This window comes from Streptomyces africanus, assembly GCF_002150735.1.
Classification (GTDB): Bacteria; Actinomycetota; Actinomycetes; order Streptomycetales; family Streptomycetaceae; genus Streptomyces; species Streptomyces africanus.
This window is the reverse complement of record NZ_MUKA01000346.1, coordinates 1-19,608: the sequence shown is the minus strand read 5'-3', so window position 1 is coordinate 19,608 and position 19,608 is coordinate 1. Positions and strand designations below refer to the sequence as shown.

Genomic DNA, 19,608 nt, shown 5'->3' with positions numbered 1-19,608 from the left:
TCAGGGCCAGCGGGGCGAAGTGCCGGGCGATGCCGGCCGGTGGTTGGAGGAGGGGGCGGCGGGCCGGGTCGACGGGCCATTCGACGCTGCCGGTGGCGGTGCGGGCGGGCACGATCCAGTGGTCGCCGGTGCGGTAGGTGCCGCCCTTGGCGAAGTACACCTCGACGCCGTCCTCCAGGGGCAGCCACTCCCCCTCCGCGACGGGGACCGCGCCGCCGCGCAGGGCGGTGGAGCGGCCCTTGCGCTTCGGACCGCCGTGGTGGTCCCAGCGGCGCAGGTACGGGTTCAGGTGCGCGAGCCGTCCGACGCCCGGGGCGGGTTCGGCGGACAGGCGGACGCGCCGGCCGGGCAGGTCCAGTTCCTCGACCCGCAGCAGCGGCAGGGGCTCCAGCCGGGAGGCGTAGGCGGTGTCGACGAACTCCACGTGGTCGCCGACGTCCAGGTCCAGCTTGTCGTCGTGGCCGAGGGACGCCAACTGCACCCAGGTGCCGTCGAGTTCGTCGACCGGGAAGACGACGGAGCCGTTCTCGCGGGACCACTTGAAGGTGGCGTCCTTCGCCTCGCCGCCCTCGTGGACCTCCACGCGGTACAGCTGGTTCTCCGGGCCGCGGTAGTGCGCGTCCGGCTTGACCAGGCACGGGTCCTCGTCGGCGTGGTCGGGCCGCTCGCTGCGGGCGGCGAGCCGGGCCGAGGGGGCCGACTGCCGCTGCGCCCAGCGGGTGAACGCGGCGCGGACGACTTCCTTGGAGGGGTCGGTCTCCTCGATCTCCAGCGCGGCGAGGGACAGGGGCAGCACCTGCCAGACGACCTTCACGCGGGCGGCCGTGTCGGGCATGGCGGCGCCGAGGGCGACCTCGCGCAGGGCGGGGTCCTCGGCCGCGGTGACCGAGCGCTCCCACACGTTCAGGTAGACGACGAACGGCGACTGGGCGGGCGAGGGCAGCCGGTCGCCGGGCTTCTCCGGGTCGCGGAAGCCGTCGGGCTGGTCCCAGTAGGTCCAGGTCGCGGGCGGCTCCGGCGCGGATTCCTCGCTGTCCTCGTCGGTGACGGGCACTCCGGCGGCCGGGCGGCCGGCGTCGCACAGGATGCCGTCGACGTAGTAGCGGCCGCCGTGGACGATGAGGGTGTCGATCTCGTGCTTGCCGCCGACGTACTCGATGTGGAAGCCGGCTGCGTCGCGCGGCCCGCCGTGCGGTCCGATCAGGTCGGCGGCGAGGCGGCGGGCCTGGTGGAGCTGGATCGCGGTCTGTTCGTTGAGGTCGGCGTCGAGTTGGACGCGGCCCTGCTGGGCGACGACCGCGGAGTAGTGCCGCTCCGGGCGGAAGGTGGAGCGGGAGAGGTCTGCGTGCATGAAGGGTGTCCCCCCTGGTTCAGAAGTGCGGGTTCACGAAGTCGGTGGCGGTGCGGCTCACGTCACGAAGAAGATCCCGGCGTCGGTGCCCGCGGGCGTGTACTCGGCGAGCCGGGCCCGCAGGCCGTCCTCGCGCTGCGGCCGGTACAGGTCGTGGAAGGCACCCGGCTCGGCGCCGTCGTCCGCACCGCGCCGGATCTCCTCGGGGCAGCTGTCCGCGAGCAGCCCGTACCAGGGCGTTCCGTAGCGCTGGGAGGTGAACAACGGCTTGCTGTCCGGGCAACGGTGCCGGCGCGGGGTGCGCGAGCCGGCGGGGACGGAGGAATAACGCAGGCAGCCGATGCCGCGCCGGGCCACGTGGAGCCGGCCCGTGAAGACGCTGTTCTCGGCGATCTCCACCGCGTGCGTGTGGATCTCGCCGATGACGGTGGTGCGGTGCAGGTGCAGCACGGCGTGGGCGTGGCGGCAGTCCGGGGCGGACAGGGCCTCGCGGTCGTCGGCGGTGGAGTCGAGGATGCTGTCGCGGAGGTGGATGTCGAGGGGGTCCTCGCTCACCTCGTCGCCGATGACCTCGATGGTGCCGAGGATGCTGTGCTCGATCTGGAGGCACGCGGTGGTGCGGTCCAGGACGATGCTCGGCTCCTCCGGCGAGTGCGGCTCGCACTCGGGCTCCAGGGACCAGCCGGGCACGAGCGTGCTGTGCCGTACGACGACGGCGCCCACCGCACCCGCCACGTTGATGCCGCGCCCGGCGACGAGCAGCCCGTCCAGGACGACCCGCGGCCGCTCGTGCGGGGCGCAGTCGTCGGACACCGCGCGGATGTTGAGGGCGTCGGGGCGGTTGCTGTACCAGTCGAGCAGGCGGATGACCGGGCGGGTGCCCTCGGCGGCGCGCAGTTCGAGCCGGTCGCCCGGGTCGAGGTCGAAGTCGAGCTGCTCCTGGTAGGCGCCGCTGTGCGTGATCTCGATGATGCCGGCGGGGCCGGTGCGGTCGGCCCGGCGGTCGTGCTGCCAGGCCCGGTAGGCGTCCATGATCTGCCGGTACGGCTGTCCCGGCCCGACCCGGTAGAACTCCGCGTCCGGCCGCGGTTCGCGGTCGCGCTCGTACTCGCCGCCGCCCGTGTCGGCGGCGAACGCGTAGTGGTAGTCCACCCACACGCCCTGCCGGGGCGCCGAGCGCGAGCCGAACGCGATCCGGCCCAGCTCGGGGTCGACGGCCACCTGGCCGCGCCTCGGCCGGTAGCGCCAGTCGGACAGGTCGGCGACCACGATGTCCGAGGGCGGTACGGGGTTGTCCTCGCCGTCGAGGCGGATCACGAAGCTCTTGCCCGGGCCGTAGTAGTCGAGCAGCCGGTCGTGCAGGAGACGGCGGGTGACGAAGGCCGGCACGTTGTCGACGGCGGCGATGTGCGCCGGCGAGGGTTCCGGGAACGGCTTGGTGACCAGCGGGGTGTCGTTGCCGAGGATCGAGAAGGTGTAGAGGTTGCGGGCCCTGTCGATGCAGTAGGCCGGGGTCCTGGTCAGCGCGTACGCCTTCAGCCGCCACACGAAGAGCGCGACGCCGGCCGGGCTCCAGCCGCCCTGCCGGTGCCGTGACTCGGCGCGGCGGACGTCGACCGTACGGGCGCTGTTCGCGAAGGGGCCGCCGCCCAGGGCGAGTTCGGCGCCGTCGCGCAGGTCGGCCAGCCGGCCGCGCTCGCCGCGGTGCGTGCCGGTGCCGTACAGCTTCACCGGCTGGGTGTGGGCGACCTGCCGGGACAGTTCGACGGCCCGCGCGGGCCAGCCCGCCACGTGCTCGGACAGCTCCTCCAGGAGGTGCAGGGTGCCCTTGCGGCGGCGGTTCGCGACCGTGGCGGCCACGTCCCGGCGCGGGGCGACCGCCTCGGCCAGGGCCTCCCGGCCGCCGTCGTGCAGGCCGGTGGTCAGGACGCGCTCGTAGCCGGGCAGGGTGCGGTAACCGACCAGATCGCCGAGGTACGGCAGCACCCAGGGGGCCGCCGTCTCCACGAACAGGTCCTCGTAGCCCTGCTGGACGCCGTCGCGGACGCGGTCGAGCTGCTCGGCGATCACCGCGAGCAGGGCGCGCAGCGGCTCGCCCTCCTCGGCGTCGCGCAGCAGGTGCCAGCGGGGCAGCAGTTCGGCGAGCCCGTCCGGCTCCCTGGGCACGCCGCGGGCCGGCGTCTCCGACTGGGTGTCCGGGGACATCACTTGACCTCCGTCAGGATCAGGGTGTCCGCGGCCCGGGGCGACAGCAGTGCGAGCTGGGCCGGGCGGATGCCGCGGAAGACGTACACCGACCGGCCCTTGGGCAGGCGCCGGGTGTCGGTGATGCCGGGGTTGAGGCGCAGCAGTTCGGCGAGGGGGACGCCGTGGCGGGCGCAGATCTCCGACAGCGTCTCGCCGTTGTCGGCGCGGACGGTGTGGATCTTCTCGTCGTACGTCGCGGGGTGCGCCGGGACGGTCGCCCTGGGCGGGCCGGGCCGGGTGATCAGCTCGGTGAGCTCGTCCGGGCCGGCGGAGGCGGGCACGCCGGTGAAGACGTCGACGTCCACGTAGTCGACGCCGGGCACGGTGTGGGCGGTGGCCAGGACCTCGGAGAGGCGGGCGGGGCGGCCCAGCTCCCGGCCCTCGAAACCGAGCCGGTGCAGCAGGGCCTGCCGCAGGCGCGGTTCGACGGTCTGCCAGGCGTGGTCGGGGGCGACCTTCACCTTGGCGGCGATCAGCAGCAGGACCAGTTCCCGGCCGTCCACGCGGACCGGGAGGTTCGCGTCGCCGTACTCGGTGAGGGCGCCGCGCAGGGCGCGCAGGGTGTCCGAGTCGGGCGCGATGGGCACGTCGTCGGTGCCGGCGACCGTCACGTGCAGCACGCGCCGCCGTCCGTCGAAGAGTTCGCGTGCCGAAGCCCGTCCGATGCCGGCCCGGGAGCGGGCGAAGTCCTCGTAGTCGGACTCGGAGACCAGCCGGTCCAGGGCCGAGACGGCCAGCGGGACCGTACGGCGGGTCAGGCCCGGGCCGTCGGCGTCCGCGCCGCCCGTGGCCGGGCGGGGGTTGGTGACCGCGGTGACGCCGAGGGGCCGGGTGAGAGGCTGGGTGACGCGGTCCGCCGGGACGTTGGCGGCCTTGCCGGTGCCGAAGCGGTAGCGGGCGCGGACGTTCTCGTGGCCGGAGGGCAGCCGGGCGCCGTGCACACCGTCGCCGAAGGTCACCGTGGTCCGGCCGTCGGCGGTGGAGCCGGTGATGTAGACCCGCTCGGTCGGGCCGCGTCCGGCGAGGCTGTCGACCTCGTGCCACAGCACACCGTCGATCCGGATCTCCAGCACCGGCGTGGCGCCGAGGGGGTTGTCGTCGGCGAGCCAGGTCAGCGGGGACTGCCAGAGAGCGAAGGTCTGGTTGACGCGGTCCGAGTCGCCGCTGCCGATGGCCTCCTCCCGGCTCTCGCCGTGGGTCGCCTCGACGACGTTGCCGAGGATGCGGACCGTCTCACGGCGGTAGCGGTGGGCGAGGTCGGCGGTGAAGGTGAGCCGGGTGTGGACGTGGTCGCCGGGGATCCGTCGGTCCGCGGCGGGGTCGGCGGCGGCGATGGTGACGACCTCGGTGGCCCGTACCCCGGCCGTGCCGGGGATGTCACTGCGTTCGCCCTCGACGACGATCGTGCGGCCGGGGCGCAACCCGTCGTACAGCTCGGCGAGTTCGATCTCGTTGCCGTGCACGTCCTCGCCGAGCGGTTCGTCGGCGAGGCGCAGCGGCTCGCCCGCCGCGTGCACGGTGGTGTCGCGGATGTGCGACAGGAGCACGTCGAACTCGTCCAGCCAGGGGTCGGCGAGGGTGAGCTCGGTGCCGCGGCCGGTGATGCCGTAGTTGGTGTACGCGGCCGTGCGCACGGCCACCACCTGGGTCGTGACGAACGCCAGCTTCGGATCGCCGGGGACGCCCTGGTCGGAGCCCTTGGCGGGCCGCTGGACCGCCACCCAGCTGCCGACGGTGATGCCCTCGTGCACGGTGTCCAGCTGGAGCGTGCGGCGGTTGACGGGCTCCGGCTTGGTGGCGATGACGATCTCGACGTTGGGTTCGGCGCTGCCCACCGTGTACTTGAGGCTGACCTCGTGCTCGCCGTGCGTGAACTGCTCACTGGCGCCCGGCCGGAGGGCGATCTGCTCGGACGTGCCGTTGTGGACGCCGACGTGGATCAGGCCCTCGTCGTCGGGCCGGGACACGAACAGGGTGCGCTCGGGCAGGCCGGAGTGGAGGCGGGCGGTGACGCCGGGTTCCTGGGAGTCGGCGGGCCGCCGGTTCAGCCAGCTCAGATCGCGGTCCTGGCCGGAGCGCACGGACAGCTCGACCTGGCCGGGGCCTAGCGTGAAGGTGACCGGCTGGGTGACGGGCAGGTTCTCGGCGCGCTGGTCGGAGCTGCTGCCCTCGACGTACTGGAACTCGGCCCGGACCGGGGTCTTGCCCGCCGTGTCGTACACGACGCGCAGGGTGGCCAGCACCGCTCCGGTCAGCGGCCAGTCGGCGGTACGGATGACCCGGCCGCGATCGTCCTGGACCGGCTTGAGCGGGGCCGTGGCGCCGAAGGGGGCCGCGGTGACGCGCAGGGCGAGCAGCTCGCGCAGCAGCCGCGGGGCACCGGGGGCGGCGGCCGCCCGCCAGGCCGGGTAGAGGCTGCCGAGGCCGGGGTTGAGGGCGGAGAGGAGCCGGGCGGTGTCGGTGCCGGGGAGTTGTCGGCCGGAGGTGCCCACTGGGGCGGGCGTGGTGGCGCGCAGGGCGGGTAGTACGGCCCCCAGGGCTTCCAGAGCAGCGGCGCGCGAGTCGCCCTTCAGGGGCGCGGGGAACTGCGCCACCAGCCCCAACGGCGCCGCGGACGGCCGACCACCCATCGAGGCACCCACCTCATCCGCCTGCGCCGGCGCCAACTCCAGCGCCCGCTCGGCGAGTTCCGCCAACACCGCCTCCAACCGCTCGAACCACTCCGCCACGTCCTCATACGGCTCGGCGAGCACCTGCGCCTCACCGAGACGGGCGAGAGGTTCCGCGAGCCGGCCCGCGAGCCGCTCGGGGGTCTTGACTTCTTCCAGGTCGGTACGCAGTGGGGCGAGGACCTGGTCCTCGAAGTCCTCGATCAGCCGGCTGACCGGCCGCGGGTTGGGCACCTCCGGGGTCGGCGGCTCCTCCCCCGGCTCTCCCGGCTGCGCCGGAAGCGCGGTCCAGCGCCGTACCTCGTCGACGAGTTCCTTCAGGCTCGGCGGCGCCGACTTCGGCAGGGAGATCGCCGTGACGTCGTCGTCCCGGTCGACGCGCGTGCCCGCCACCGGCACCAGCTTGCGCTCGCCGCCGGCGCCTTCCCCGAAGACGAACAGCAACTGGTCGCCGGTCCGCAGGGAGTGCGCGGTGCCCTCGACGAAGAGCTCGGAGCGCTTCTCCAGGTCCTGCGGGGTGACGAGCGAAGGACGGCGGCGGCGGACCTTCAGTTCGTTGAAGTCCCAGCGGGCCGTCAGATCCCGGCTGGTCTCGAACGTCAGCGACTCCTCGCCGGCGGACGCGGGCACGCTGTGGCTGCGCGCCCCGCGCGGGATCAGCACGTTCTGGGCCTCGGCGCGCGGGTCCCGTTCGAGGGTGTACGCCAGGTGCGTGGCCGCCGCGACGCCGGGGCGCGGCCGGTGCCCGACGAGCCGGCCGAGCAGCACCAGGGACCGGTGTTCGTTCGCGGTGCGGATGTAGGCCTCGTCGGCGATGCGCTCGGAGTGGAAGGTGAGCAGGTCGCCCAGGACGGCGGTGGCGTCGAGCAGGCCGATCGCCGGGTCGTCCGGGGTGCGGACGGTGAGCCGGTTCAGCGCCGGGTAGGCGGGTGAGGCGAGCCGGTCGAGCAGGGCGGCCAGGAAGGAGCCGTACTCGCCGACGCGGTAGTCCAGCGCGGTGCGGCCGGGCGGGTTGTGCAAGGGGGCCGGCGCGAGGCGCTCGTCGTGGCCGCCGCGGCAGGCGCCGCCGCAGCCGCACGCGTCGGTCGCGGTGACCGGGTGCGAGTCGGTCATCGGGCTCCTCCCAGGGATATCGCCAGCAGGCCGTTCTCCGGCCGGTCCGGGTCGTTGTCGCAGGTGGCGATCTCCAGCGGGCCGAGCCGCAGCACGCCGTCCTCCCTCTCTCCTCGGTCCTGTCCGTACAGCCGCCGCAGCCGGGTGACCTCGACGCTCTCCACTCCGGGCACGGCCGCGGCGACGGCGACCAGGCGGCTGAGCCGGACCGGTTCGCCGAAGGTGAGCGCGTCGGGGTGGAAGAAGCCGAGCCGTCCGCCCGGCAGCCGTCCGCTGCCCAGCACGCGGTACAGCTCGGCCAGGATCTGCCCGTGCTGGTGGCCCGGCCGGGCGCACACGGTCAGGGCGATGTCGAGCGGCACCAGGCGGGCGGGGCCCACGACGAGGTCGTGCCCGATGCGCCGGTACGTCTCCAGCGCCTGGGCGACCGAGTCGAGCAGGTCCGGTGACGGGGCGGCGGTGCCGTACGCGTCGACCGCGATGTGCGCCTCCTGGACGCTGCCCGTCCAGCGGAGTTCGGCCGCCGCGCGCTGCACGCCCGGCAGTTCACCCGCAAGGGCCGCGTAATCCTCGGCGGTGACGGCACGCAGCCGGGTGCGGCGCAGGTCGAGCGGGGCCAGCTGGCGTACCTGCTCGACCGGTTCGGGCTGGGTGCCGCCGGCCGCGGGCAGGGGGTTGCGCACGACGACGGCCGGCGCTTCGCAACCGCTCTGCACGACGAGGTGGTTGATGGCCTGGGCGCCGACGTTGCCGGCGGTGCCGCCGCCGAGCCGGTAGCGCAGTGTGAGACGGGAACCGGGCGTGGGCCTGGCGCCGTGCCGGCCGTCGCCGAAGCGCAGGGCCAGACGGCCGTCGTCCTCCAGTTCGCCCACGAAGTGCCGCTCGCGCGGACCGCTGCCGAGCAGGTCGCGGCGCGGCTCCCAGGTCTCGTCGTCGCCGTGGACGCGTACGGCGGGCAGTGCCCGGCGCGGGTCCTGGGCGAGTGCGGCGGCCGCCGGGCCGCGCAGCACCGTCTCCTCGGGGTGGAGGCCGGCCGCGTAGGCCGGGCCCCAGCTGTGCGCGATCTCCCAGGCGATGTGCCCGTCGAGGACCGTGCCCGCGCGGGCCCGGGCGGCGAGGACCTCGACGCGGCGCAGCTTGGTGTCGAGCAACTGGTCGCTGCGGTACAGCAGTTCGCGCAGGGCACGGACCGGGTGGCGGCGCAGTTCGAAGCGTTCCAGCACGTTCAGGCCGTAGACCACGGCGAGTTCGGCGATCTCCCGTTCGCCGAGACCGTCCCGGTCGCGGGCGCTGCGCCACAGCTCGACGAGCCGCTGCCGGATCCGGCCCGGGATGGCCGCGATCCGCTCGGCCTGCCCGGCGGCGACGGTGCCGGGGTCGGGGAAGGGCACCGCCTGGGTGACGGGCCTGCGGCCGAGGACGGGGCGGAAGCGGGGTGCGATGCCCGGGTAGACGGACTGGGCGAGCAGGGTGCGCAGCGCGGCGGTCTGGGCGTACGCCGTGCCGGGCACGACCTGTTCGTGCCGCTGCCCGGCGCTCTCGAGGCCGAGGCCGGCGCGTGCGGTGGCGCGCTCGCCGACGACCTCGAGGAGTTCGCGGACGTCGTCGGGGACGAGCGCCCGGCCCGACTGTGTCCGTTCCGTCAGGGCGTTGATCAGCCGCGCGGGGGCGTTGCCCTCCTCGGTGTCCCGGCAGCCGAAGGCGGGAGGGTCGCAGGGGGCGGTCACGGCGGGTACGGGCGGCACGGTGACCGTCTCGGGCAGCCCGGTCAGGGTCCGGCCGTGGTCGACGAGGACGACGTTGCCTCGGGCGAGGGTGACGTCCTCGACGGGCAGGCAGTCGCGTCCGCCGCGGGTGGTGAGGCAGAGCGGGAAGCGCAGCGCGTCCTCGGCGGCCCAGGTGACCTCCAGGACCGGCTGGTCCTCGATCCGGTCGAGGCCGGGCGTGACGGAGGTGAGGCGGACGGCCTGGCGGTGGGCGGGGTCGGCGTCGCCGGGGGTGCCGGTGCGCGGGCCCTTCACCTCCTCCAGGACGATGACGTCGCCGGGCTCGAGGTCGAGCCGGCGCTCGCGGCAGGTCTCCGGGTCGGCCCAGGCGTCCCGCAGGGTGGCGGCGGTGGCTCCCTTCGGCAGGGTGCACACCTCGCCGCCCCACGTCCACAGCCGGATCGTGTTGTGCGCGACCCGCAGCTCCAGCGGGTCGGTGGCGACGACGGGTTCGAACACCTCCACCGAGCCGCGCTCGTCGAGGTCGCCGAGCTCGCTCTCGTCGATGACGGTGCCCGGTTCGGGGCGGTCGTGCGGGTCGAGACTGCGCACGTCGACGGAGGCGAAGCGGAAGGTGCCCGGGGCGAGCGTCCGGTCGTCCGCGGTGCGGACGGTGACGTAGGCGCGGGCGTTGCAGCCGTCGTGCATCGCGTAGTCGATGAGCTTCACGTGGCGGCGTACGGAGACGCGGCGGCGGGCGGTGTCGAGGTAGGCCTCGGTGGCGACCGCGTCCTGCTGGTAGCTGATCTGGTCGCCGGTGTACGCGAGGAGTTCGACGAGGGTCGTGCCCAGGTCGGCGGGGTTGCGCTCCACCCAGTCGGGCGTGGTGAGCGCGAGCCGGTCCAGGAGCAGCTTGCGGATGGTGTCGTAGTCGCGGGCCGTGTAGTCGATGACGGGCGCGGCGGGGAAGTCCGGCTCCGGCTGCTCCTGGTCCTTGCAGTCGAAGGGGGTGGGGCAGTCGGGCCTGAAGGTGAACGTGGCGCTGTGGTAGCGCTGGTCGAAGCCGTGGTACGGCTCGGTGGAGGGCCGTCCGTACGGGTCGGTCTCGACGAGGGAGAGCCGGTAGCGGGAGGTGTCGCCGGCCTTGTCGAGGGTGACGTAGAGCCGGTCGTCGAGTTCGGGGTCCTCCTCGCGTTCGACGCTGACGTCGACGGCGGTGATGCCGGTGATGCGCCGGCCGCCGTCGATGCGGACGTTTTCGGGGCCGAGGCCGTGCGGGGCCTTGCCGAGGAAGGTGACGGTGAGCAGCAGGCCGTCGTCGCCGGGCTCGACGGTGTCGACTCCGTTGAGTTGGGCGGCCCGTACACGGGCCCGGCGGGACGCGGTGCCGGTGGTCATGCCGCCCTCCCTTCGAAGACGTCCTCGTGCCGGGTGCCGGTGGCGCGCAGGGCGTACGACAGGTACACGCGCACGACGTGGTCCTCGCTGACGACGTCGAGGGCCTCCACGTCGATGAGGTCGCCGAGCCAGCTCTGGAGCGAGGCCTGTACGGAGAGTTCGAGCGTGCTGATCAGTTCGGGGCTGTTGGGCGTGAACACCAGGTCGAGGAGCCCGCAGCCGAAGTCGGGGCGCATCACGCGCTCGCCGGGGCTGGTGAACAGCAACTGCTCGATCAGGTCGTGGACATGCTCACCGTGGCCGGCGTGCGCGGTGCGGCCACGGCGGTCCGCGCGGAACGGGAAGGCGATGTCGCTGCGGGGGCGCATCCCGCGGCTCGTGGGACTCATCGGACGGTGACCTTTCGCTGCGTGCCCTGGACGACGGGCGGTCCCTGCGGGACGAAGGCCGCGGTGAAGCACTGGGCGGCGGAGATGTCGAGCAGCACGGGCGCGCCGTCGACGGTGATGCCGCTGCCGCTCGCGGTCCAGCGGACCGTGACGCACGGCATGGGCACCCGGTCGACGGTGTGCGGGCAGCCGGTGACCACGTAGTGGTGCGCGGAGGTGGCGACGGCGGCGCCCGCGACGCGTACGCCGCCGGCCGGCGGGGTGGCCGCCGTGACGCGCCCGCCGTGCGGGCAGCCGATCACGGCGGCGCTGTCCAGCAGACTCCCGGATGTTCCGGACACGTTCTTCGTTCCCCCGTTCCTATCGCTTGGACGCGACGGTCAACTGGCCCTCGTTCACGTCCACCTGGTCGCCGCGCAGGGTGATTTCCGCGCCCAGACCGTTGGAGATGACGATGGCTTCCTTGGTGATGCGGATGTACGCCCCGCCCTGCGCCTGGAGCAGGATCCCCTGGTCGGTGCCGGGCGGATCGCTCATCACGATCTTGTGTGCCTCGGGTGTCTGGACCACGACGGGCTTGGCCTGGGACGCCGGCTGGACGAGCCGGCGGGCGTCGGGCGGCAGCTCGGCCTGCTCCCCGTACCAGCACCCCGTCCACACCGGGAAGCTGGGGTCGCCCTGCTCGAACTCGACCCAGACGCCGGCCCCGGGCGACGGCACCACGAACTGCCCGGCCTGCGGCCCCGTGAACGGCAGACAGGGCAGCGCCCAGGTCGACGGCTCGTCGCCCAGGACGTCGGGGACCTCGACGGTGATGCGGCCGATGTGCAGCGGATCGTCGTTGTCCACGACTCGTCCGCGGAACTTGCCGAGGTAGCGATTGCCGGGTGCCGCCATGTGAACTGCTCCTGGTCGTGATGATCGGTTCGAGGTGAGGTCAGGGCCTGACGTAGGCGCTGCGTGCTTCGAGTCCCTCTCGGGAGAGCGTGAAGTTCTGCCGGAAGGAGCCCGGTCGCAGGGTGTGCGTGACGGACTTGACGTAGTAGTCGCCGTCGTACGTACGGCCCGAGCCGCGCACGCCGACCAGTTGGCGCGGCTGGAGGATGTAGCCGTGCCGGTTCACGTCGAGCGAGCCGGAGCCGGAGATGACGTCGGCGGACACGGCGGCCCGGGCGAGCAGTTCGGCCTCGGCCTGCTCCCGCTGCTGTTTGGCGGTGCCGGAGAGCGTCTTGCGTTTCAGGGCGGGCGTGGGCCGCTTGCCCAGCGGCGGCCGCAGCGGGCTGATCGGCGGTTGCGGCAGGAGGGTCGACTGCCGGGTCCCCGGGTCCTGCCAGCGGGCCTGCGGTTCCTCCCGCGCCGTCCCGTCGTAGGCGAAGGTCAGCTGGTCGACGGTGGAGTGGGCGTCCATGTTGACGTTGAGGGCGTGCTGGCGGATGCCCAGGCGGACCTCGGGCCCCCAGCGTGCGCTGGACTGTCCGGGCGCCGGTCCGGGCTCCAGGTAGAAGGTGTAGCCGTTCGCCCGGGCGAGCTCGTTGATGTACTGGAGGTCGGTGCCCGTCTGGTAGTGGACGCGCAGGTCCTGGTGCGGGGGCTGGGTGACCTTCTCGGTGTACACGTCGGGCCGGATGCCGTAGTCGGAGTAGCGGCGCAGGAGGGTGAGGACCCGCTGCGACGGCGGCATGTTGGGGTACCGGTCCGTGCGCTCCTCCAGGTCCATGACCAGGGCCAGGTCCTCGCCGGTGACGGTGAGGGTGGAGTGGCCCGGCTGGTTGCTGGCCCCGACCTCCTGCCGCACGATCAGCCCGTCGAACAGCACCTCGGGCGTGCCGCGGACGGTGACGGTCACGACGAGACGCGTCTTGGGGTCGAAGAAGCCCTCGGGCAGGAGGGTGCGGTTGATGAGGCCGTTCTTGGTGAGATCGAAGGCCAGCTGGAAACCGCTGCGCTCCCCGGCGGTGGCGGTGATCTGGGCGGACAGCAGGGCCTCGGTCACCTCGGCGGGGACGGGACGCACCAGCTGCGGTCCCATGTGCAGGGTGATGTGAACGGGGCCGCGGCCCACGGGCAGTTCAGCCACGCCTGTCTCCCCGTGGGAAGTGCCCGGCGAGCGGGATGTCGACCTCGCTGCCCGGTTCGGCGGTCAGCTCACGCGGGTCCAGTACGGGGTTGGCGTCGGCGATCTGCCACCACTGGCCGGGGTCGCCGAAGTAGCGCTGGGCGAGGAGATCGGGACGTTCACCGGTACGCACGGTGTGAACCTGCGTGTCCTCGCTCTCCTCAAGAGGCGGGAGCAACCGGCGCTTGGTGTACCGCACTTCGGTCCCGTCGGGCTGGCGGTGCACCCCGATCTCGGCGTCGTGGTACCGGCTGGTGCGCGGGTACGGGTGCGCCCCCGGTATCGCGTCGAGCGCGCTCTCGTACGGTTCGATGCCGGCCATGTCCGGTGCTCAGCCCCTTCCCACCGTGATGTCACCGGGCCTGAGCCCCAGCGATCCGAGCCCCGCGGTGCGTGCCGCGCCGGCGAGGCGTTCCTTCTGTGCGAGGTGCGCGTAGTACAGCTCGGCGCCGGGGTGGCCGAGCGGCAGGTCACTGACGGTCAGCACCTTGAGGCCGATGCTCAGGGAGGCCCGGATGGGGTTGAGGTTGACGTCGAAGGCGGACTCGTTGATGGACAGCTCCGTCAGCCGTACGGGCATGACGCGCTTGCTGCCCCAGGTGAACAGGGTCAGCGGCATCTCGATCGGGCTGATCTCGATGGTCCCCTTCTTCGACAGCCGGCTCGCTTCCCTGAGCTGCGCGGAGGTCGGCTGCACGAGCATTTCGAGCACGGCGAGCTGGGGGTGGATACCGTCGGGCGCGGCGATCTCGAACTGGTCGGTGGCGTCAATCTCGGCGGTGAACTTCCAGGTCTCCTGAGCGGGGCCCTTCAGGCGGAGGGCCTCGTTTCTGTCCCCGTTACCACTTCCGCCTCCCCCGGAATCACCACTGCCACCTGCCGACTGGGGCGAGAGGCTGCGTTCCAAGGTGTCGGGGTTGAACTGGAGGACGATGATGCGTTGGGGGGTGCCGCGGTCGGGGTCCAGGAGGACTATGCCGGAGCGGATGGGTTTGGGGATGTCGGCGTAGCGGGTCATCGGCGGGCCTCCAGCCGTTCTCTCAACGGAGTGAAGTCATCCTCAGGAAACAGGCCGGGCAGCACTTGGAGCCCGCGTTCAAGCCGCTCGCGCACGACGTTGAAATCCGCAGTGCCGAGCGGAGCGTCGGTGAAGAGGTACTGCCACCCGTGGAGCCCTTTGCTGAGCAGGAGCGCTTCCTGGTATTCGACAAAAGTCAAATCGAGCTTGATGTAACCATAGGGAAACGGCGGGCTTCCGATTGTCTTCTGGCCCTCGAACCATATCTCCAAGGGGCCCTCCTGTTGCGTCATCCGAACGTTGGCCCGGAATAGGGGAACTACCTTCCGCGCGATATCAAAAGGTCGGAGTTGGGCAACGAACTCTTGATGGAACGGATCCTCCATAGCCTCGGCCGCAGGGCTGGGACCCATGCTCAAGATTTCGACGGGTGAGGGGATCCGAAACTCCCCTTGGATCCGGTCAGGAGATGACTTGTATTCCCAGTGAGCGGAGACTTCGGTGAGCCGAAGAGCGTCCGTGAGCATCGGACCATCGAGTCGGACATCCGTCCATGCGGGATCGATATACGAAAGATCCTCATATCGCTTGAAGGGGAGGGAAGGCTCCCCGAAGGAGCACTCCGTGAGGATGAGCTCTTTGGCCTCTTGGAGTCGTTGAAGCATTGTCTTGTATTGCAGTTCGAGGGGGTTGAGCTGAGGCATTTCTTCCGCGTCCCGTCCGTCAGATGGTAAAGCGTCCTTGGCTGTGATAGTCGGTCAGGCGTTTGAGGTAGCGGTCTCGCTTCAGGAGATGCCGGCCCTCCCGATCCAAACCCAAGCCCATCGGGATCTTGTAGTCTCGCAGGCGTCTTTTGAGGTCGTCGATGCCGGAGAATCTCTGCGTGGCTCGCAAGTCCAGAATCGCGTCCACCCATGGCGTGGGCAGCCACGCGCTGGCCTCGACGCTCTTCCTGTCGCCGATATTGATGTTCGGGATCGTGGGCCTGCCCATCGGCGGCTCGCCGAAGTCCGGCTCAACAGTCTTGGAGTCGCCCTTGTCCTCGTTCCAGTGACCGCGCTCCTCACCCGTGGTGTTCGGCTCCCGCTTGTAGACGACCCACGAGGTCGTCATGGAGTCGGGGAAACCGGGCGGATACTTGTCGTCCGGGTAGCCCATGCCTGGCCTCGCCCCCTCATACAGATCAAGACTTACCTCATACCGACCGGGCACATGACCGGTCTGCCGTGCGTCGGCTTGCGACCCGAATTCCTTCGCCGGCACCCGTTCGAACTTGTTGTACCAAGGCTTGTTGATGTGGTGATAGGCGGGAACGAAGTTCGACCCGTCTTTCGGACCTCCGAGCTCTCGGGGCAGGAGGTGCATGGCATCCCATTGATGGTACGCACCGGTATGGGGGGACTGAAGTGAAGCGGAGATGATGTGACTCCAGCCCACTATTCCTTTTCGGTCTCCACCCGGGGCCTCTTCACCGTTGATTTCTGCCCATCCCGGGTTGATGAAATCTCGCTTGAACCCTGTGGGGATGTCCCCGTCTTTGAAGTCATTTTCGTCGGGACGTGGCAGCGTGTGGCGCTTCAGGTAATCCGCGAGACCGTCCTCGTTGGCTGTGATCACGTGCTTGGTCGGGTTGAGCGTCGCGTAGATGTTGAACTCGGGCCCGCCCATGAGGGACAAGGCGGTGAGTCGGTAGTGGCGGCGCAGCGCGGTCAGCAGCTCAAGGTGGGCGTCCCTCGGGATTCCAGGTTCGAGGCGCTTCTTCAGGATCCGGCGGATGCGGGCGACGATTTCGTCCAGCTGCTTGTCCTTCGAGTCCTTTTCCTCCTTTTTCCGCTTGTCTCGGCGGTCCCGGAGGTCTGGGTCGTCGCGCTTATCGCGTTCCCCTCGCTTGTCGTCCTTGCCGTCCTTGCCGTCCTTGCCGTCTTTGCCGTCTTTGCCGTCGCTGTCGGGGTCCTTGCGTCCCTTGCCCTCTCCCTCCGTGCCCTTCCTGCCCGGACTGTCGTTGTCCGACGGGTCCTTCTTCGAGTCGGGATCGGGACGCTTGTTGTTGGGGTCTGGGCTCTTGTTCTCGTCGCCCTTGTTCTCGTCCTTCTTCGTGCCGTCCGGCCCATCCTTCTTGCCCGGGTCCTGCTTGGACTTCGCCGGTGGAGTCGGCTTGGTGTCCTGGTTGTCCTTGGCCGGCTGCTGGTCCTTGTCCTTCGGATTGCCGTTCTTGTCCTTGGACGTCGGGGGCGTCGGCTTTGTGGACTTGTCGCTCGGGGTGTTCTTCTTGTCGTCGGGCTTGCCGTTGTCCTTGCCGGGCTTGTTGGTGGGGCCCTTGGGGTTCGTCGGCTTGGGGGACGGGGCGTCGGTGCCCTTGTCCTTCGGCTTGACCGGGCCGCCCTTGTCCTTGGCGGGAGGGGTCTGGTCCTTCGGCTTCCCGGGACCAGGCTGGTCCTTCGGCTTGCCCGGACTGCCCTGGTCCTTCGGCTTACCCGGCGTGTCCTGGGACTTCTTGCCGGGTGGCGGTGTGGCCGTCTGTGTCTTGGGGGGTGTCGACGAGGGCGCGCCCTTGTCCCCGTCCTTGTCGGACCCCTTTTCGTCCCCGCCGCCCTGCCCGTCCTTACCCTTGTCCGTGCCGCCGCGCTTGTCCTTGCCCATGTTGGCGGCGACGCCCTTCAGCCGCTTGCCGACCTTCGACACGTACTTGCCGATGCCGCTGAGGATCAACTCGTAGGCCATTTCCAGCAGCACGACGATGCCGGCCGCGATCGCCTTGGCGAAGAGAACGCCCGCGCCGCCCTGGCGTACGGACTTCAGCCAGGTGATGACGGCGCCGATGGCCTTGAGGATCTCGCCCAGTGAGCCGATCGCCGCCTGGATGGCCTCCAGGATGGCCGCGCCCCAGCCGGCGCCGGGGATCAGCTTCGTCAGCACCTTGGTGATGACGATCTCACCGATGATGAACGGGAGTTGGGGGACGATCGCGTCCCACACCTCCTTGGCGATCTTCTCGAGGGTCCAGCCGCCCTTCATGAGCTTGTTCCAGACGGCTTCGGTCAGGCCGGTGATCTCCTTGACCTTGTCGTTGAACCACTGCTTCACAGCGCTCTTGACCTCGTTGAAGAGGTGGTTCTTCGCGCCGTCGTACGCGGAGTTCTTCGCGCCGCTCAGCCAGCCGCCCGGGTCCGAGAGGATGTCGACCAGGATCATCATGAACTCGCCGAAGGCGGCGATGAACTTCGTCGCGAAGTCGAGGATCGACTTGAGCGCGTCCTTGCACGCCTTGAGAACGTCGAGAAGCATCTTCTTCAGGACGTTCAGGATGTCGCTGAGAAGCTTCGCGATCGACTCCAGCAGATCCTTCATGATCTGCTTCAGCGTCGCGGCGAGCTGGTTGACGAACGCGATCGCCGCGTTGATGAGATCCGTGATGAACTTGCGGATGCGGCGGGCGATTTCGATGACCGCTTCCACCAAGGACGTGACGAACTCGATCAGGTCCTCGATGAACTTCTTGATCATCTCGACGATGCCCTCGCGGGCCGCGTTGATCCAGCCCTCGACCGTCTCCTTGAAGCTCTTCAGCGCCTCGATGATCGCATTACGGGCGTCCTTGATGATCTGGACGACCTTGTCCCGAAGCTCGATGAACTTCTCTTTGATCCAGTCGAGTGTCTTGGACAACCATCCCCTGGAGTCGCTGACCTTCTCGTCTTTCTTCTTCTCCGCTTCCTCCTCGGCCTTGTCGCCCTTGTCCTTGATGTCCTTGTCGCTGGTCTCCTTCTCCTTGTCGACGTCCTTGTCGGTGTCCTCCTCTTCCTTCTTGACGTCATCGCGGATCTTCTTCTCGCGGTCGGACTTCTTCGTGCCGAGCTTCTTCAGCTCCTCGTCCTGCTCCTTGGTCCAGTCGGAGCGCTGCTTGTCCACGTCCGTCAGGACGCCCTCGCGCTTGCCCGTCTGCTCCTTGGTGTTGGACTGGACTTCCTTGTCGACCTGCCGCTTGTGCTCGTCCTGGGACCTGCGGGTGTCCTGAGTCTTCTTCTCCCGGCCCTTGCCCATGTCCTGGCGGCCGTCACTGAGAGCCTTCTTGAACTGCGGCTTGCGTTCGTGCTCGGCCACTTCCGAGGCCGCTTCGGGCGGTACGGCACCGGTGCTCGCACCGCCGCCGCCCACCTGCGACTTGCCGCCCTGCCCGGCCGGCACCTTCCCCTCGAGCCGTTCCTTCGGCGCGTCCGGGTAGACCTGGTCCTCGCCCATCTTGCGACCGGCGTCGTCGGCGCCGGTCTCGGCGGCCTCCTGGCTCTTGTCGTCGGTGTTGCCGCCCTGCTCCTCGGCCTTGTCGTCGGCCTGGCCCTTCATGGAGACGCCCGGGGCAGTGCCGTTCTGCGCCTCCTTGAGGGCCTCGTCCTTGGTGGGCATTCCGGCGAACTGGGCGGCCAGGTCCTCCGCCGTGACATCGAAGCCGAGCCAGTCACCGATCCCGCCGATGGCGTAGCCCGCCATCATCCCCAGCTGGTCGAAGAAGTCCGGCTCCTCCATCTCCTCGGCTTCGATCTTGCCTTCCGGCTTCTTCTCGCCCTTGACCTCGGCTTTCTCGCCCTTTGCGTCATCGGCGCGCTTTGCCTTGTCCTCGTTGTACTGCGCTGCCTCCTCGGCGTCCGGCTTGCCGTGCAGTGTCCTCGGGGCGCCGGTGGGGCGCTCCATGGCGGGCGGCTTGGAGGCCAGTTGCTTGTGTTCCTTGCCGACGTCCTTGTCCACGGCGCCGCCGACGCTGTCCATCGCCTCGACGGCCTGGTGCGGCTTGAGGTTCGACGCTGCGGAAAGGCCCTCCTCGGGGGAGACACCGGAGAGGTCCGGAGCAGCCTTGGACGCCTTCTTCCCCTTGGCCGCGGAACTCTTGGAGCCACCCTTCGAGCCGCCACCGCCGCCCCCACCGCGTGCTGCCGCCGGAGCGGGCCGGGAGCCGGATTCGCCCCCGCCGCCGGAGTCGGCCCTGCTCTGCGGCTGCGGAGCCTGCTCCTTCCGGGCCTCGGTACGCGGGTTCTGTGCCCTCGGGCTCGGCTTCTCCGTACGGGAGGAGGAGCGGGACGCCGTTCGGGGGCCGGAACTTGCCGTGTCCGGGCCGGAGTTGTCGCTGTCCGAAGATGGGCCGGAAGTCGAGCCGGACGACGGTGCCGTACCGGTATCGGCCCAGTTGTCGGAGCCGGTCGTCCCGCCCCCGGACGCGGAGCCTCCCGAAGTTCCGCTTCCTCCCTGGTCCTTGGGTCCCTTCGACTCCTGCGGACCGGGGGACTCCTCGGGCTTCGCCGCTCCCGAAGCGCCCTCGTCGGAAGACGTCTTCTCCCCTTCGGCACCTTTCTTGGCCGTGTCCGACGGGGACTCGGTCGCCGAGGTGTCGGAGCGGGCCTGCGCGGAGCCCTTGTCGCCGCCCGACGCCTTGTCGCCCGGTCCGCCCGCGGTCGGCGTGCCCTTCTCCTCCTTGGCGGCCTGCTCGGCCGTACCGCCGCCCGTCTCCTTCGAACGGTCCGTGGCCTCCTGCGTGTTGGCCTCGGCGGCGACCGGACCCGCCTTGGGATCGTCGCCCTGTTTGGGGTCCTTGGAAGCCACGCCCGGCGCCGG

At 70.7% G+C, this 19,608-nt stretch carries 12 protein-coding genes; all 12 read right to left on the bottom strand.

Annotated elements, in window-relative coordinates; genetic code table 11:
• On the bottom strand, positions 1-1,351 hold a 1,351-nt coding region (locus CCL05_RS35020), incomplete at its 3' end, for a DUF6519 domain-containing protein (RefSeq protein ID WP_086564678.1).
• Between the two features lie 57 nt (positions 1,352-1,408).
• Complete coding sequence (locus CCL05_RS35015) at positions 1,409-3,556, bottom strand: hypothetical protein (RefSeq protein WP_086564677.1); 2,148 nt, start codon at positions 3,554-3,556, stop codon at positions 1,409-1,411.
• Positions 3,556-7,380 (bottom strand): putative baseplate assembly protein, encoded by a 3,825-nt coding sequence (locus CCL05_RS35010; RefSeq protein ID WP_086564676.1) that lies wholly within the window; start codon positions 7,378-7,380, stop codon positions 3,556-3,558. The genes CCL05_RS35015 and CCL05_RS35010 overlap by 1 nt, the downstream gene beginning before the upstream one ends.
• Entirely contained in the window at positions 7,377-10,484 is a 3,108-nt protein-coding gene (locus tag CCL05_RS35005; RefSeq protein ID WP_086564675.1) for a putative baseplate assembly protein, read from the bottom strand. The genes CCL05_RS35010 and CCL05_RS35005 overlap by 4 nt, the downstream gene beginning before the upstream one ends.
• Complete coding sequence (locus CCL05_RS35000; protein ID WP_086564674.1) at positions 10,481-10,873, bottom strand: GPW/gp25 family protein; 393 nt, start codon at positions 10,871-10,873, stop codon at positions 10,481-10,483. The genes CCL05_RS35005 and CCL05_RS35000 overlap by 4 nt, the downstream gene beginning before the upstream one ends.
• Positions 10,870-11,214, bottom strand: coding sequence for a hypothetical protein (locus CCL05_RS34995; RefSeq protein ID WP_086564673.1), 345 nt, complete (start codon positions 11,212-11,214; stop codon positions 10,870-10,872). The genes CCL05_RS35000 and CCL05_RS34995 overlap by 4 nt, the downstream gene beginning before the upstream one ends.
• Before the next feature lie 19 nt (positions 11,215-11,233).
• Positions 11,234-11,770: a phage baseplate assembly protein V gene (locus tag CCL05_RS34990; protein WP_086564672.1), complete on the bottom strand. Its 537-nt coding sequence runs from the start codon at positions 11,768-11,770 to the stop codon at positions 11,234-11,236.
• Positions 11,771-11,810: 40 nt separating this feature from the next.
• The gene (locus tag CCL05_RS34985) at positions 11,811-12,950 is read right to left on the bottom strand and encodes a hypothetical protein (protein ID WP_086564671.1); all 1,140 of its coding nucleotides are present in this window, start codon (positions 12,948-12,950) and stop codon (positions 11,811-11,813) included.
• Entirely contained in the window at positions 12,943-13,311 is a 369-nt protein-coding gene (locus CCL05_RS34980; protein WP_086564670.1) for a LysM peptidoglycan-binding domain-containing protein, read from the bottom strand. The genes CCL05_RS34985 and CCL05_RS34980 overlap by 8 nt, the downstream gene beginning before the upstream one ends.
• Before the next feature lie 9 nt (positions 13,312-13,320).
• Entirely contained in the window at positions 13,321-14,007 is a 687-nt protein-coding gene (locus CCL05_RS34975; RefSeq protein ID WP_086564669.1) for a hypothetical protein, read from the bottom strand.
• The gene (locus CCL05_RS34970) at positions 14,004-14,711 is read right to left on the bottom strand and encodes a hypothetical protein (RefSeq protein WP_086564668.1); all 708 of its coding nucleotides are present in this window, start codon (positions 14,709-14,711) and stop codon (positions 14,004-14,006) included. The genes CCL05_RS34975 and CCL05_RS34970 overlap by 4 nt, the downstream gene beginning before the upstream one ends.
• 19 nt (positions 14,712-14,730) lie before the next feature.
• Complete coding sequence (locus tag CCL05_RS44245; RefSeq protein ID WP_143589993.1) at positions 14,731-19,596, bottom strand: hypothetical protein; 4,866 nt, start codon at positions 19,594-19,596, stop codon at positions 14,731-14,733.
• Between the last annotated feature and the right edge of the window lie 12 nt (positions 19,597-19,608).

Excerpts from the sequence above, each read along its gene's own strand:
- CCL05_RS35015 (WP_086564677.1), bottom strand. The coding sequence starts at position 3,556 with ATGTCCCCGGACACCCAGTCGGAGACGCCGGCCCGCGGCGTGCCCAGG.
- CCL05_RS34975 (WP_086564669.1), bottom strand. The coding sequence starts at position 14,007 with ATGACCCGCTACGCCGACATCCCCAAACCCATCCGCTCCGGCATAGTC.
- CCL05_RS34990 (WP_086564672.1), bottom strand. The coding sequence starts at position 11,770 with ATGGCGGCACCCGGCAATCGCTACCTCGGCAAGTTCCGCGGACGAGTC.
- CCL05_RS35005 (WP_086564675.1), bottom strand. The coding sequence starts at position 10,484 with ATGACCACCGGCACCGCGTCCCGCCGGGCCCGTGTACGGGCCGCCCAA.
- CCL05_RS35010 (WP_086564676.1), bottom strand. The coding sequence starts at position 7,380 with ATGACCGACTCGCACCCGGTCACCGCGACCGACGCGTGCGGCTGCGGC.
- CCL05_RS34970 (WP_086564668.1), bottom strand. The coding sequence starts at position 14,711 with ATGCCTCAGCTCAACCCCCTCGAACTGCAATACAAGACAATGCTTCAA.
- CCL05_RS34980 (WP_086564670.1), bottom strand. The coding sequence starts at position 13,311 with ATGGCCGGCATCGAACCGTACGAGAGCGCGCTCGACGCGATACCGGGG.
- CCL05_RS35000 (WP_086564674.1), bottom strand. The coding sequence starts at position 10,873 with ATGAGTCCCACGAGCCGCGGGATGCGCCCCCGCAGCGACATCGCCTTC.